The following is a 14,707-nucleotide window of genomic DNA, read 5'->3' as shown; positions in this document are numbered from 1 at the left end:
ACGCCGCAAAGAACTTCCCTCGCAGATCGTTCGAGTATGGTTCCGGCATCTGGGTGTGCGGACAATCGCCACTCCTAGCTTGCAACACAAATGACCCCGTGCACAGTAACTAGTGAAATGCTCTAGTACTCCGGCCTTCTGTCGTCGGCTGGGTTGCTTGGCTCGACGTTGGAATCTGAAGAAACCATCAATGAGGACTGTTCCAAGTTGGCATTGATCGACGCTGATTCACCAGGAGATTTCTGGGTACGGAAAGGGGTATCTTCGTGAGGACTACTCGTAAACTCTGCGGATTGAGAGCACATGACTGCCTGACGGGCAGCCAATCACGCACTTTCCCGAACCTTCCCGAAATCCTTCGGACAACTAAATATCAAATAAAATCAATAGCTTATGGCGACTCTGTGTTCAAGGTGGGTTGCGAGAGTGCGTCAACGCCCTCCAAAAACTGGGGTACGGATTGGGGTGCAATTCCCCTGGAAAGTGGGGTACGGACAAAACCTGCTGTTGGAGCTGGAAAATGCCGCTCTTCGTGTATAACTCGCGGCGCGGGAATGCAGACCTGGACCTTCCGGGTTAGACGCCGCGAGGGGCTTTGTTTGTTTGTTGCGCAGCATCGTGAACCGAAGACGGTGAAGCAACCCCTGTAAGATCCTGCCCACCGATTCGAAGAGTTGGTGACTCCGATGCACGATAGTTCCTCAGGTCGCGGAGTATCTCCACTTTTTCGCGCGCATATTGGCCGGCCAATCGCGTCAGTGCATAGGTGATGATGTCACTGTGATGCAGGTCCTGCACAGAAGGGTCGCGCCGCATATTCAGCCACAAGCGGTGAACTAGCTGGACATCGTCCGGACCAAGTGTCGGCGCGTGCGGCCCGATATAGAACACCTTGGTTTCCCCATCCGCGCCGACAACATAGAAATTGAATTGGCGCTTCGGTTCGGATAGAGCTTCCCACGCTTGCCCCATGTGAAACGCCTGGTCTTCTGCTGTCATCGACGTCGACTGCCCCGATACAACCGAGTCCACTTCGAGCGAGTTCGCGCCCTGCACGAGCGCCGCAAACACGTCGCCTGCCGGAACCACGAGAAGAGAAACCTTCTTCCCAAAGCTCTCTGCGACTGAAACTGCCTTCGTAAACAGCATCTGTTCGTGCTCGCTGAAGCTCTGTTGCTCGGCGCTCAGATATTCGGGGCCGCCTGCGCCCATCATGCGCACGCTCATCACTACCACGTCGCGATCTTCCGTCCTGGTTCGAGCCAGCACCCATTTCAGCGCGACAGGATTATTGGAATCGCGCATCGTGACCATGATGCCGCCGGGGCGAACCGCAACCGACTCCCGACTGATCGTGTCTTGATGCTCCAGTTGGAAGTGATCTCGCATCTGCCGCGCCGTGAGCGCGTGTTTGCGCAGATTCTGGCGCTCAGAGACCGTGAAGATCACAAAGAATGCCGCGGCGAAAATGATGCCGCTCACTGTCGCGATCGACTTCGTGAACAGGTTGGTGATAGCTGTCGAAAGCAGAACGAGAAAAACGCAGAAAAGCCCGATGGGAATCTCGGTCTTTCCTATCTTGATATTTGGCGGAACTTTCCAGCCGCGCTCTCCGTGATACTTCCAGCGCAGAACCAGCATGGCGAGACTGTTGAACGTGAACGACCAGATCACGCCGAATGCGTACGCTTCACCCAACATGATCACGTTGCCCCTGCTCGCGATAATGGTGACCATTTGCAGGATAAAGACAAGATTGACGATGCGATGGCTGGTGCCGAACTTCGGATGCGGCTTGCGGAACCAGTCCGTCAGCACGCCGTCTTCCGCAACCCGCATCAGCACACCGGTTGAGCCGATGATCGAGGTGTTGATGGCCCCTGAGAGCATCAGAAAGCCGACGAATACCACGAAGATCCGGAACGCGATGCGCAAAAATGATGGACCCACCATGTACATGGCGATCCCGGCAATCAGGTTGTTCTGGTAGATGGTGGTCCGCTCCGCCGCCGGAATCAGCATGGAGCCCAGCAGCGTTGCGCCGCCCGTGAAGATCAGGCTGTAGATCGCGATCACGATCGCTGCTCGCTTCAGATTCTTCAGTTTCGGGTGCTGGATCTCGCGGTTTACCTGCGCGAGGCTCTCCTCGCCGCTCATCGCCAGGATCGAGTGCCCGAAGGCCATGATGATTCCGAACAGGCCAAAGATCGGAAGCCCGCTTCCCCTGAGGAATCCAAGTGCATCGGAGCTGAATTTCAGGTTCGCCGGAATCGGCGCCGGAGGGAGATGCGAGCCGAGAACAAAAACCGAATAGACTCCCCAAGCCATCAGAATCACCACCATGACAGTGGTGATTTGCATGACGCGCAGGGCCTTGTCGCTCGATTCTTCAATCCCTTTTACGTTCTGCCACCAGTAATAGGTGGTTACCGCTACGGCAAACACGGCGGAGGTGTAGTTCATGTCGAACTGAAAGGCATGACCGTGCGCATCCATCAGCGCAGGCGGCAACCAGTGGCTGTTATTAGCCACATTCATCAGTTCGTTCATCAGGCCGGTAATGTACTGTCCCGCGGACACGCCTGAGATTGGACCCGTCAGGACGTAATCGAACATGAGTGCCGAGACGCTGAGCTTGGCAAAGCCTCCGCCCAAGGCTTCCTTGACGACGCGGTACACGCCGCCGCGCGTAAACATTGAGCAACTCTCCACATATACGGCTCGCACCGCAAAGCTGAAGAGCATGATGCCGAGAATGAACCAGGGAGCGGAGGCGCCAATCGCTTGTTCCGCAATACTGCCTGCGTAGAACGCCGATGAACCTAAGTCATTGAGGACGATGGCGGCGGCCCGCCAAAAGGAGATGAAAGTGAGCATCACGGAGGATGCCACGATGAGCCGGACGCGGTCTGACGGAGGGGCTACGGTCGTTCGAGTAGATGCCATTACTTATGCGCCCGGCAAAGTTGTTTCTGCCGCTCAATATCGAAATGGGCTACTATCCCGTCGCCCTTGGCTGAGTTTAGTTCTGGAAGATGCGGCAGTCAACAACTAAACGGAAATGCTTGTAAACAGGATGGTTAACGCCCCACGCAGGCGATCGTTCACTCTTCGCCGAACAATTCCTTGAAATCTTCGACGAAGCTGATGAGCACCACTACCGCCGATCCCACCAGACCGACAAAAAACATGACTTCAAGGAGCCGAATTCCAAAAATGGCGAGAGTCATGGGAAAGATTGTAACCGGTTTCAGACGTGTCGTTCGGCGGAATCATACTGAATTCATCGGTAAGCCCCTTCCTCTCGCATCAATCCGCTTCGCACCGCAGCGGCCTCATAAGTCCGCTCGCCGGCCATTGAATCGTCGGTGAGCTTTCTGTCGATTCTTTGCCAAAGCCTGATGCTTTAAACTCCACCCTGTATGCGCTGGCATTCAATGAAGATCTGGGCCGCGGCCGTTCTCTCTGCCGCGCTGCTGGAATTGCCGTTCCCGCTCGCCGGCCCGATGCCGCCCTGGCGCAGCATCTTTGCGTGGTTCGGCCTAGTCCCGCTTCTTTGGGCCATCCTCAGCCCGGTTACGGTTGAGCATCCTCGGCCTCTGCGCCGCGCATTCCTGATCTCGTACCTCTGCGGAGTGCTCTGGTACATGGGGAATTGCTACTGGGTTCGCGACACGATGATGCATTACGGCGATATGCCCACGGGGGCACCGATCCTGCTGCTGATCGGATTCAGCCTTGTGCTCGGGCTGTATTTTGGTCTGTTTGGGCTGGGGGTGATGCTGGTTCGGCGGGCGACAGGCAAAGCAAACCTGGCGCTTGTTGCCGCACCTTTTTTATGGGTGGCGCTTGATCTTGCCGCGGCGCGAATTACGAGCGTGCCGTGGGATCAGCTTGGGTATTCGCAGGTGGATAACGGGATTGTGAACCAGCTTGCGCCGTGGACTGGCGTTTATGGCATCACGTTTCTGCTTGTTGCGGCGAACGCGCTTTCGGTCGGGGTGAGTTTGGCGGCCGAGCAAATGAAGGATCGTGTCGCGCGCCTCCGTATTCAAAGTTGGGGGTTTGCGGCGTACCTGGCGATCCTTTTCGTCGTCAATGGCCACTATGTGTTGCCTGCCGAACAGCCCGCCGTTTCCGCGACCGCCGTTCTGATCCAACCCAACCTCGATGTCGGCGGCGATAACGACTGGGCCAGCCCGGGCGAGTGGGACACGCACATCGCTCAGTTTGAACATCTCGCTTCAGAACAATGCAAAACCTACATTGCGGGAATTCCGCAAACTGGCGCGGGCAATGGCGAGATCATCTGCCCGCCGTATCCGACGCACCCCGATCTCATCGTCTGGCCTGAGGCGCCGGCGCCGTTCTTTGAGAACGACCCGCGCTTTCAGAGAGCCATGGCCACTATCGTTGAATCCGAGAAGGCTCCTCTGATCGTGAGTGGGATCGGATCGAATCCTGATCCGGCCGGGAACGAGATGCTCGATCATGTTTCGGCGATGGTGTTTGCGGCGGACGGACAGGAGATCGGGCGCTACGACAAAATTCACCTGGTGCCGTTCGGCGAATTCGTGCCGTTCCCGAAGCTGCTTTTCTTCGCTCATAAGCTCACGGGCGCGGTTTCGAGGTTTACTCCGGGTACCGAGCGCACGACCTTCCGTCGTCTCAACGGCCATAGCTACGGCGTATTCATCTGCTACGAAGCTGTCTTCGCCGACGAGGTTCGCCATTTCGCACAGCTCGGCGCTGAAGTCCTCGTCAACATCAGCGACGACGGCTGGTACGGCGATACCAGTGCCCCCTGGCAGCATCTGAACATGGCTCGCATGCGCGCCATCGAGAATCGCCGGTGGCTTTTGCGCGATACCAACAACGGCATCACTGCTGTGATCGACCCATATGGACGCGTGCGCCAGAGTATCCCGCGGCACCAGGTTGATGCGCTTCCCGCGCAATACGGATTCCGCGACGAAATCACCTTTTACACTGCGCATGGCGACGTGTTTGCGTGGCTGTGTGTCTTGCTTTCGATTGTCGTCCTGGCCTGGTCGGGGAAGAGTGAAATCAGGCGGATCGCGGCGAGGGACGTCAGCTAACGCCAGCGGCGCTAATCCCGCAGGCTCCGCTATACTTACCTCAGTGCAGTCGAAGGCCGCTAGCGGCCGCTCGACCAGCCAACTCGCTAACAAGTCAGGTCCTAGAGCAAAGCATGGCAATTACCGATCTCGAATACGCCTACGCTCCGGTGCGCGATCAAGTCCGCGACCTGCGGGAGTATCTTTGACCCTGCCCGCCTCCGCAGGGAACTAGCCGCAATCGAAAACAAGCTTGCCGACCCCGCGATGTGGTCGAATTCAGCCGCGGGCAAACCTCTCATGCGCGATCGCAAGCGCCTGGAATCGCTGATCGCCGACGACGAAGAACTTGTTCGCCGCACCGGCGACATCGACGCCTACTTCGAACTCGCACGCGAAGGCGAAGACGTTCTCGTCGACCTCGAACGCGATATCAAAGCGCTTGCCACGTTTACCGAAGAGTTGGAAGCCCGCACCATGCTCTCCGGCGAGGCCGATCCGCTCAACGCCATCGTGACCGTGCATCCCGGCGCCGGCGGAACCGAAAGCCAGGACTGGGCCGAGATGCTGCTGCGCATGTACCTGCGCTGGGCAGAGCAGCAAGGCTTTAAAACGGAGATGAACGACTACCAGGACGGCGAAGAAGCGGGAATCAAGTCCGCCACATTTACCATCACCGGTGATTACGCCTTCGGCCAACTTGCCGGAGAGAGTGGAGTCCATCGCCTCGTGCGCATCTCGCCGTTCGACTCCGCCAAGCGCCGCCACACTTCATTTGCGTCGGTCTATGTCTCGCCTGAAATCGATGAGACCATCAATGTCGATCTCAAGGTCGAGGACCTGCGCATCGATACGTATCGCTCGGGCGGCAAGGGCGGCCAGCATGTGAACACGACCGACTCCGCCGTGCGCATGACGCACTTGCCGACCGGAATCGTGGTGCAATGCCAGAACGAGCGGTCGCAGCACAAGAACCGCGAGAAGGCGATGAAGATGCTGCGCTCGCGGCTCTACGAATATGAGCTCGAAAAGAAGCGCGCCGTCAGCAGGAAGGTCGAAGACTCAAAGCTCGAAATCAACTTCGGCTCGCAGATCCGCTCGTATGTTCTGCAGCCTTATCGCATCGCCAAGGATCATCGCACCAAAGTGGAAGTTGGCGACGTCGACAAGGTCCTCGATGGCTACCTCGAACCCTTTCTGCGCGGCTATCTGCTGGCCAAACGCCGCGGGACAGCCGTTTCCGCCAGTGAATCCGATGACTTGGACGTGTAGCATCAAACCAGATTCGGACCACCCGAACTGAGATCTGAAGACTGAAAACTGAGAACCGACACATGAACGATCCCGTCCTCATCAACGAGATGTTGCGAAGTTCGCAGGCCATCGCCGTTGTTGGAATGAGCGACAAGTCCTGGCGCGCCAGTCACAATATCGGACGCTACCTCGTGATGCAGGGGTATCACGTCTTTCCCGTCAATCCCTCGCTTACTGAAGTGCTTGGGCTCAAGTGCTATCCCGATCTCGAGTCGGCAGACGCCGCCGCGAAGAAGGATTACCCCAAAGGCATCGACCTTGTCGACGTATTCCGCGCCTCAGAGAATGTGCCGCCCATTGTTGAAGACGTGATCCGCCTCGGCATCCCGTACCTTTGGCTTCAGGAAGATGTGATCAACGACAAGGCCATCGCCCGCGCGCGCGCAGCAGGCGTGAAATGCGTCCAGAATGTCTGCATTTTCCGCGAACATGCACAGAGAGTGGGGTGAGGCAGATGACGCAGTTCCAATTCTGGTCCCAAGTCCGGTGCGGGATCGTTGTAACTTACGACGATTCCGCCGCGTCCAATAGCAGGGTCTTCATTTAATCCTGATGCGATTCTTTCGTTTCATCGTCGCGCTCGCCATCTTGCTCGTAGCGGTGCTCCCCGCATTCGCAGCTACCAGTTCTGCCGATCTGCCGCACGTCCACGTTCAGCTCATCGCACCCGATGCGCAACTTCATCCGGGAAGCAACAACGCCGGCCTCTACTTCAAGATGGAATCTGGCTGGCACGTCTACTGGAAAAATCCTGGGGATGCCGGCGAACCACCCCACATCAAGTGGACGATGCCGCAGGGAGTCACCGCCGGGCCGCTTGAGTACCCAATCCCCAAACGCCTTCCGCTCGGCCCGCTGATGGATTTCGGCTATGAAGACGAAGTTCTGTTTCCATTTCAAGTGAACGTCGCTGTGAACGCCTCGGGGCCGGCAGTCCTGCACGCGAAAGTCGACTGGCTCGTCTGCCGCGGAAGCTGCATTCCCGAGAAGACCGAACTTGAACTTGATCGCCCGATTGCACCGAACGGAGCGGGAAATGCGCTCGATCAGCCCGATCAGGACATCTGGGCTCGCCTCGCCAACAAGCTTCCCGCGCCGCTGCCGGCAAATCTGAAGATCGGTTTTGTTCCCACACAGGCCGGCTTCCGCCTGACCGTGATCACCGGCCACCGTGAGACCGAAGCCAGCTTCTTTCCGGCGAATCCAGATATTCTTTCCAACCCCGCTCCGCAGACGATTACACCCACTGCCAACGGCCTCACGCTCGACCTCAAGAAGGACGAATCTCTCACTTCGAATCCGAAGGAACTCGCGGGACTGCTGCAACTTTCCGGGGGGCGCGCTTACGAACTCATAGCGCTCGCCGGTCCCCCGAAGGCACCTAAGCCGGTTCCTGTCGAGCGGAATTCGGCAAGCCCCGCTAACTCCGCTAACCCTGCAGCCGAATCGTCAAGTCCCGCGCAACCAGCATCCGGTCCCGGCCTCTTCCAAGCCGCCGGCCTCGCCTTTCTCGGGGGCCTCTTGCTCAACCTCATGCCCTGCGTCTTCCCGGTGCTATTCATCAAGGGCTTGTCTCTCGTGCAATCCGGAAGTGAAGAGCGCCACAAACTCCGCGTCCATGGTTTCGTCTACGCCGCAGGCATTCTGGTTTCCTTCTGGGTGTTGGTTGCAGTGTTGCTCGTTCTCCGATCCGCGGGTGCGCATCTGGGCTGGGGATTTCAGTTTCAATCGCCGGTCTTTCTTTCGCTGATGGCAGCGCTGCTTTTCTTCCTTGGTCTTTCGCTCGCCGGGCAATTCGAAATCGGACTCACGCTGACCAGTGCTGGCGGATCGCTGGCTGCGAAGCAGGGATACACCGGCAGCTTCTTCACCGGAGTCCTCGCCGTCATCGTTGCCACGCCGTGCACCGCGCCCTTCATGGGAGTAGCTCTCGGCTACGCACTCGCGCAGTCGGCGATCGTCACCTTCGCTGTCTTCACCGCGCTCGCTCTCGGCCTCGCTGCGCCCTACGTCGCGCTGACGCTGCAGCCTGCGTGGACACACGTTCTGCCGCGCCCGGGCGTGTGGATGGAAGTACTCAAGCAGGCGGTTTCTATTCCCATCTTCGCCACCGTCATCGGGCTGGCGTGGATCATAGCGAATGCCTACGGCGCAACGCTGCTTGCTGCTTTACTCGCCAGCTTTTTGCTCATTGCGATTGCTGGCTGGTTCCTTGGTCGCTGGCCCGCTAAGCGCTGGTCGAACATCGTGGCGTCGCTTATTCTCGTTGCGGTTGTTGTCGTCGCCACTCTGGCACCCGGAAAACTCGCCTCCACCCCAGGACCCGTATCGTCAACCTCTTCGACGGGGTGGCAACCCTGGTCTCCCGACGCCGTCGCCCACTATCAATCCCAGGGCCGCCCCGTCTTCGTCGATTTCACCGCAAGTTGGTGTCTTTCATGTCAAGTGAATGAGCGTGTCGCACTCGGCACTCCTGAAGTCCAGAAGGCTTTCGCCGACGCCAACGTTGTGCTCATGCGCGCGGATTGGACTCGCTACGACGACTCCATTACCCAGACGCTGACTTCTCTGGGACGAAGCGGTGTGCCAACCTATGTGCTCTACGTTCCCGGGGAAACATCACCACGCGTTCTGCCCGAAGTGCTCACTCCCGGAATCGTGACCGGCGCGCTTGCGCAGTTGCCGCACAACTCCGCGCAAGCCGCGGCTACCAGGTGAAGTAGTGACGTCCGAGTGCGCGCAGGCTCGGATGCGGGGGAAGATTCTCTCCAGGATCTAAAACATAGAGAGGCGCTCCAGGAACCTGTTGCGCGTATATACGCACTTCGCGCGCAGTCCCTTCATTCATCAGGCGCAGATTGGTCGTCACGGCCACCGGGTGCGACTTTGGACTCCGCCGCAAATTGCCGTCGAACTGCTGTGCGTATGTATTCTCGTTCCAATCGTGTGCCATGATGACCCTCCACCGTGCCGCGCGATTTTCTTCTGAACCAATCGCGCTTAATGATGTAAACAGCAAACCGCATGCCAAAGTTGCGGCCGCAGTTCAGAGCACCATGACTGATGGAACGTAAATGACCTAGAGGAAGTTCAGTATTTCTTAAGGTAACGGCGACGCGCGAAGTGACGAAACTGCGGTGACGAAATCCCGTCGCGACGACTGTATATAGTCACGCGCGTCACTGATTATCCAATGTGCTTGCTTGCGCGGATACGCCGAATCTCCTCCATCCGCTGCGCGAGTGCCTTCTCTCGCCCTTCTTGCGTGGGCTTGTAGTAGCTACGGCCCTTCAGAGAATCGGGCAGACAATCCATATCCGCCACTTTCCCTTCTTCATCGTGCGCGTAGCGATATCCCTCGCCGTATTCAAGTTCCTTCATCAGCCGGGTTGGCGCGTTGCGCAGATGGAGAGGCACCGGCTCCTGCCGCGTGTGCTCAATCTCATGCTGCACCGCGCCGTAGGCGGTGTACACAGAATTCGATTTCGGCGCCAGGCAGAGGTATACCACGGCCTCCGCCAGCGCCAGGTCTCCCTCCGGCGATCCCAGGAAATCAATCGCCTCCTTCGCAGACAAACAAAGATTCAGCGCCTCCGGTGCGGCCAGTCCGATATCTTCCACCGCCATGCGCACCACGCGGCGCGCCAGGTATAGCGGGTCCTCACCCGCCGCAAACATCCGCGCCAGCCAGTACAGCGCCGCGTCGGGGTCGGAGTTTCTCACGCTTTTATGTAGCGCCGAAATCAGGTTGTAGTGTTCTTCGCCTGACTTGTCGTACGTCAGCACGCGCTGCTGCACAGCTTCGGTCGCCAGTGCCTTGTCGATGTGTTTCGTACCCGCGGCATTCGGTTCCAACGCAAGCTGTGCCGCGACCTCCAGCGTGTTGTAAGCGCTGCGGCAATCGCCACTCGAGTAGCTCGCGATCAACTCCAGCGCATCGTCATCCGCGGTCAGTCCCAATGCGCCAAGCCCGCGTTCCTTGTCTTCGACGGCCTTGCGCAGCAGCTCGACAATCCGTTCTTCGCTGAGCGGCTGCAGCACGTACACGCGGCACCGCGACAGCAGCGCCGAAATAATCTCGAACGAAGGATTCTCGGTCGTCGCCCCGATCAGCCGGATCGTCCCGCGCTCCACGTATGGCAAAAACGCATCCTGCTGCGCTTTGTTGAAACGGTGAATCTCGTCCACAAACAGGATCGTCCGCGAATGCATCTCCGCAGCCTGCGCTGCCGCAACCATCACCTGCTTGATCTCCTTGATACCGCTCATCACTGCGGAAAACTCGACGAAATTTGCCTTTGTTGTTTCCGCGATAATCTTTGCGAGCGTGGTTTTGCCCACTCCCGGCGGTCCCCAGAAGATCATCGATCCCAAACTTTGCGAGTCCTGCGCATCTTGCTCGATCTGCACCCTGAGCGGCTTGCCCGGTCCCAGCAGATGCTCCTGGCCGCTGTACTCCTCCAGCGTTCGCGGACGCATCCGCTCCGCCAGCGGCGCGCCCACCACTGCACGCAACAGCCGCTTGGTCGGGGCCTCCTCACCCTCTGGAACGCCGTCAAACAAACTCATCGTGTTGCTCCTCGCCGACCGCGAGGTTCGCCAGTTTTTGCCGCTCGCTGCCGCGTCGCTTCATACAGCAGCACGCTCGCAGCCACTGCCGCGTTGAGGCTCTCTACCGGCCCGGGGCAGGGAATCGTGATCGCTCCATCCGCCTTTGCCGCCAAATCTACCGGCACCCCATTTCCCTCATTCCCGATCATCAGCGCAACTGCATCCGAAAGGTTCACCTGGTCCGCCGGCTCCGCCCCCTGCACCGTCGTCGCCAGAATCCGCACGCCGGCCTCGCGCAAGCCTGCTAGCGTCTCCACCTCATTTGCGTGCAACACAGGAATCCTAAAAACACTTCCCGCCGAAGCTCGCACGGCCTTCGGATTCCATTCACTCACGGTCCCAGACAGGCACAAAACCCCATCGGCGCCGAATGCCTCAGCCGAGCGCAAGATTGTTCCCAGATTTCCCGGATCCTGAATCCCAGCCAGCACCAGAATCAGCGGCGTTGCGCTTTTGACGGCGCCGAGTAGGTGAGCCCAAGTCCAATCCGGCGGCGCCACCAGGGCCGCAACCGGTTGAGGCGTCTCGGTCGCGAGTGCCGAATCGAGCAGATCGCGCGGTGTCGCCAGCACCTCAACGTCCGACGTCAAACCCAATCCATCCAGCAGTCTCTCGGAACCCTGCGCAACGAACACGCACCTGATCCGCAGCTTCGCACGCAAGGCTTCCGCCAAAAGGTTTGGCCCTTCAATCCCGGCCAATCCGTCGCTTCGGCCCGGACTCGCCAACGCCCGTCGCAATTCCTTCAACCGCGCGTTCTGCTTACTCTGTACAATGCGGATAGACATCCCTGCGAACCGTCAGTCGCTTAGGCGATTCTATGCCGTCTTCCGGGATGTTGTTGAATCGACGGCTGCGTTCAGGTTGCCCGGCGAGGCGCTCTGTGATAGCTTCCGTCTTTGTGGCATCCGCACATGCCCGGCCTCTTTGGGCGATGATCTGTTCTGGTACACAAGCAGTTCGTCGCTGTGGCGTCACGTTGGGCTCGGGGGCGTGGCATGGCGGAATGTCGAGGGAACCGAGGTAGACCTTCTTGTCCGCGGAAATTTTGCGCGTCCATCCCGACGAGCCCCAATCAGACCGGATTGACTACATCGTCTCCTGCCTGCGCAAGGGCGATGTGGTCGCCATGCCCACCGATACCTTTTACGGCCTCGCCGTTGATCCGGTAAATCTACACGCGGTCGAGAACATTTACCGCATCAAGAGCCGCCAGAAGCAAAAGCCGCTCTCGCTGCTGATCGCGTCTCTCGCGCAGGCCTACGAACTAGCTCGCGACAGCGACCCGCTGCTCGACAAGCTCGCCGACCGATTCTGGCCCGGGCCACTCACGATCATTGTCCGCGCCGGTACCAAGCTTCCGCTGCGCTCGACCGCCAACACCGGGAACGTCGCTCTTCGCATACCCGACGCCGCCATTCCTCGTGCCGTGGTCGAACGTTTTGGCCTGCCCATTACGGCCACCGCCGCGAATCTCCAGGGCGCGTCAGAGTGTACCCATGCCGCCTGTGTGCGCGACCAGATCGGCGACCGTATCCCGCTCATTGTCGATGGCGGCCCCACCAGCCGCTCTCTGCCCACCACCATTGTCGACCTTTCGCTCGGTAACGGACGCTGGGAAATCCTCCGTGAAGGCGCCATTCCTACGCACGAAATCGTAATGGTGCTGCAACGCTGAGGGCTGAAATGAAACCACAGCCGAAGCCAGCGTCGGACGGAGCAAAACCGAGAAGGCCGATTCTTCGCTGGATTCTCGTAGTGTTTGGGCTTCTCGTCCTCGCGACTCTCGCCTGGTGCCGCTGGGTCTACGTCCAGATAGAGCATTACGCCGCGCAGGATCAGGCTGCCCCCTCCGATGCCATCGCTGTATTCGGCGCCGCCGAATACGACGGCCGTCCCTCGCCCGTCTTTCGCGCCCGCCTCGACCACGCGGAATCCCTCTACAGCCGCGGCATTGCCCCGCTCATCATTACGCTCGGCGGCGATGGAGGCGATCAGTTCTCAGAGGGCGCTGTGGGCGCGCAATACCTCGAGGGCGCCGGCGTTTCCGAGTCGGATATCATCGCCGAAACCGAAAGCTCCAGCACCGACCAGTCTGTCCATCGCCTCGCGGTCATCGCCCGCACCAATCGCCTGCGGCGCATCGTGGTGGTTAGCGACGGCACGCACCTCTTCCGCATTCAGCAGATATGTGCCGCCAACGGCCTCAATGTCCTTACCTCACCCCGTCCCCGCGTCCCCATCGAAGGCAAAAGCGGCGAGGCTGAACGCGTGGAGCACGAGATCCTCAGCTATACCCTCTGGCGGCTGCACCTCGACTAGCAACAGGGAGACATTCGCGGAACATAGGTAGAGCGCGCTCCGTGCCGCAAGGCGAAGTAACCATTGGCCTAGATGACTTGTTTTTCGCCTCAGGTTACGATTTTCACGGCTCCTTCCTCGAGAATAAGGGCTACTATCGACGAATCTCCCCGAAGAATCGTCATCTCAAGGACAATCAATGAACACTGACAAGCACCCTGCACCCGGTCCAACCATGAAGAAGGACAATGGGAAGTGGACATTTTATGTGTCCCCCGACGGCAATGAACGTGAAGCTGGCCAGTACGAAACGGAAGCAGCAGCCAAGGATGCTCGTGTCAGAGTGTTATTGCAGTGGGGTTCAAACGGCAAGAAATACGCATCTCTCGGTTTCTAGCAAGGCAGTGCCTTCAAGGCTCCGCTGCAGCAGTTCTTAGTGGACCATCGAGCGATGAGGCGTGCCATCCCAACCTCTTGGGACTGGCTTCTTGCGTTGGGCACAGTTTCACCGATTCGCCATCACCGCCAGGAATCCCAACGCAAACCCCGCCGCACTCGCCGTCGACAGAAAATTCACCGCGTCGTTGTTGATCCATCCGTGCCGCTCCAGTGTGGCCCCCAGCAAGCTGTCGAAGAACAATCCGAACACGCCGGCGCCCCAACTCATCGCCAGCATCGGCCATCCGCCATTCAGCGCCCACGCGCCCGCCGCGGCCACTATCCCCGCCGCCGCGATCCCGGCGATCGTTCCTCCCACGCTGATCGCCCCATCCGTCCCCGGCTCCGCCTTGCGAAAAGTCGTAATCATGCGCGGATGCCCGCTCAGCACCTGTCCCAGCTCCGACGAAACTGTATCCGCGGCCGCTTCGGCCAGCGCCGCCATTCCCAGAATGAAAACGGGCGTTGGCGCAAAGCGCCCGTGCACCAAGCCTTGCTCGATCATCCACGACTGAACGAATTGATTTGAAACCAGTGCGGCGACTCCCAGATTCGCCGCCACCTGCGATGCTGCGCGGCCACGCTTGCTCTCTGCAGTGCCCAGGCCTTCCTTACGCTTGCGTCCGGCCCGCGTCGCTAGCGACGTCATCACCAGCAAAACCAGCATCGGCACAAGCCCGGTCCTCCACGGCATATATGGGAACGAAACGGTCCCAAACATCAGGCTCGCTGTGATTGCGGCGCCTGCAAGCGCAGCGCCCGCCGTTGCCGAACGCACCTTGAACGCAACCAGCCCCAGCAGAATGCTCAGACTCAGCGTCCAGACCGCGACAACGGGCATCTGCGTCGCCCACCAGCGTGTCTCCAGCACAATATCGGCGCCCACAAACGGGAACACCAGCAACAGCACCGTCTTCGATTGCCACAGCAGTTTGGGTCGGGCCACGCTTTATCGTATCGTTCCG

The 14,707-nt window shown here is 59.1% G+C and carries 13 protein-coding genes; 7 read left to right on the top strand and 6 right to left on the bottom strand.

Going from position 1 to position 14,707, the window contains the following annotated elements; all coding sequences use genetic code 11:
- Positions 1-576: 576 nt before the first annotated feature.
- Both WCA10_RS06340 and WCA10_RS06335 read right to left on the bottom strand, forming a co-directional pair.
- Positions 577-2,946 carry an APC family permease gene (locus WCA10_RS06340; RefSeq protein ID WP_472821663.1) on the bottom strand — a complete coding sequence of 790 codons (2,370 nt, stop codon included), beginning with the start codon at positions 2,944-2,946 and terminating at the stop codon, positions 577-579.
- Positions 2,947-3,104: 158 nt separating this feature from the next.
- Positions 3,105-3,230, bottom strand: coding sequence for a hypothetical protein (locus WCA10_RS06335; RefSeq protein ID WP_472821662.1), 126 nt, complete (start codon positions 3,228-3,230; stop codon positions 3,105-3,107).
- A 207-nt stretch (positions 3,231-3,437) separates the two neighbouring features.
- Here WCA10_RS06335 and lnt point away from each other — a divergent pair, with 207 nt between their 5' ends.
- The 4 genes from lnt to WCA10_RS06315 all read left to right on the top strand — a co-directional run bounded on the left by lnt (position 3,438) and on the right by WCA10_RS06315 (position 9,110).
- Complete coding sequence (lnt, locus tag WCA10_RS06330) at positions 3,438-5,099, top strand: apolipoprotein N-acyltransferase (protein WP_472821661.1); 1,662 nt, start codon at positions 3,438-3,440, stop codon at positions 5,097-5,099.
- Positions 5,100-5,212: 113 nt separating this feature from the next.
- A protein-coding gene (gene prfB, locus WCA10_RS06325; RefSeq protein WP_472821660.1) for a peptide chain release factor 2 occupies positions 5,213-6,350 on the top strand; the annotation gives its coding sequence in 2 pieces (ribosomal slippage) (positions 5,213-5,284 and positions 5,286-6,350; 1,137 coding nt in all).
- Between the two features lie 62 nt (positions 6,351-6,412).
- Entirely contained in the window at positions 6,413-6,841 is a 429-nt protein-coding gene (locus WCA10_RS06320) for a CoA-binding protein (RefSeq protein WP_472821659.1), read from the top strand.
- Positions 6,842-6,944: 103 nt separating this feature from the next.
- On the top strand, positions 6,945-9,110 hold the full coding sequence (locus WCA10_RS06315; protein ID WP_472821658.1) for a protein-disulfide reductase DsbD family protein: 2,166 nt from the start codon (positions 6,945-6,947) through the stop codon (positions 9,108-9,110).
- On the opposite strand, the gene WCA10_RS06310 is transcribed toward WCA10_RS06315, so the two are convergent.
- The 3 genes from WCA10_RS06310 to WCA10_RS06300 form a co-directional block, all read right to left on the bottom strand.
- Complete coding sequence (locus WCA10_RS06310; protein ID WP_472821657.1) at positions 9,100-9,345, bottom strand: hypothetical protein; 246 nt, start codon at positions 9,343-9,345, stop codon at positions 9,100-9,102. The two genes, WCA10_RS06315 and WCA10_RS06310, sit on opposite strands and share 11 nt — an antisense overlap.
- Before the next feature lie 233 nt (positions 9,346-9,578).
- The gene (locus WCA10_RS06305; RefSeq protein WP_472821656.1) at positions 9,579-10,961 is read right to left on the bottom strand and encodes a replication-associated recombination protein A; all 1,383 of its coding nucleotides are present in this window, start codon (positions 10,959-10,961) and stop codon (positions 9,579-9,581) included.
- Positions 10,958-11,791, bottom strand: a complete 834-nt coding sequence (locus WCA10_RS06300) for a TrmH family RNA methyltransferase (protein WP_472821655.1) — start codon at positions 11,789-11,791, stop codon at positions 10,958-10,960. The genes WCA10_RS06305 and WCA10_RS06300 overlap by 4 nt, the downstream gene beginning before the upstream one ends.
- 245 nt (positions 11,792-12,036) lie before the next feature.
- On the opposite strand from WCA10_RS06300, the gene WCA10_RS06295 reads away from it, so the two are divergent.
- The 3 genes from WCA10_RS06295 (at position 12,037) to WCA10_RS06285 (ending at position 13,701) form a co-directional block, all read left to right on the top strand.
- The gene (locus WCA10_RS06295) at positions 12,037-12,681 is read left to right on the top strand and encodes an L-threonylcarbamoyladenylate synthase (RefSeq protein WP_472821654.1); all 645 of its coding nucleotides are present in this window, start codon (positions 12,037-12,039) and stop codon (positions 12,679-12,681) included.
- Between the two features lie 8 nt (positions 12,682-12,689).
- Positions 12,690-13,325 (top strand): YdcF family protein, encoded by a 636-nt coding sequence (locus WCA10_RS06290; RefSeq protein ID WP_472821653.1) that lies wholly within the window; start codon positions 12,690-12,692, stop codon positions 13,323-13,325.
- 178 nt (positions 13,326-13,503) lie between these two features.
- Positions 13,504-13,701 (top strand): hypothetical protein, encoded by a 198-nt coding sequence (locus WCA10_RS06285; RefSeq protein WP_472821652.1) that lies wholly within the window; start codon positions 13,504-13,506, stop codon positions 13,699-13,701.
- Positions 13,702-13,809: 108 nt separating this feature from the next.
- On the opposite strand, the gene WCA10_RS06280 is transcribed toward WCA10_RS06285, so the two are convergent.
- Positions 13,810-14,688 (bottom strand): DUF92 domain-containing protein, encoded by an 879-nt coding sequence (locus WCA10_RS06280; RefSeq protein ID WP_472821651.1) that lies wholly within the window; start codon positions 14,686-14,688, stop codon positions 13,810-13,812.
- Positions 14,689-14,707 lie beyond the last annotated feature (19 nt).

Origin of the sequence: Occallatibacter sp. (genome assembly GCF_049582745.1) — a bacterium.
In the GTDB taxonomy this organism is placed as follows: domain Bacteria; phylum Acidobacteriota; class Terriglobia; order Terriglobales; family Acidobacteriaceae; genus Telmatobacter.
This window is presented reverse-complemented; position numbering and strand designations above follow the sequence as displayed.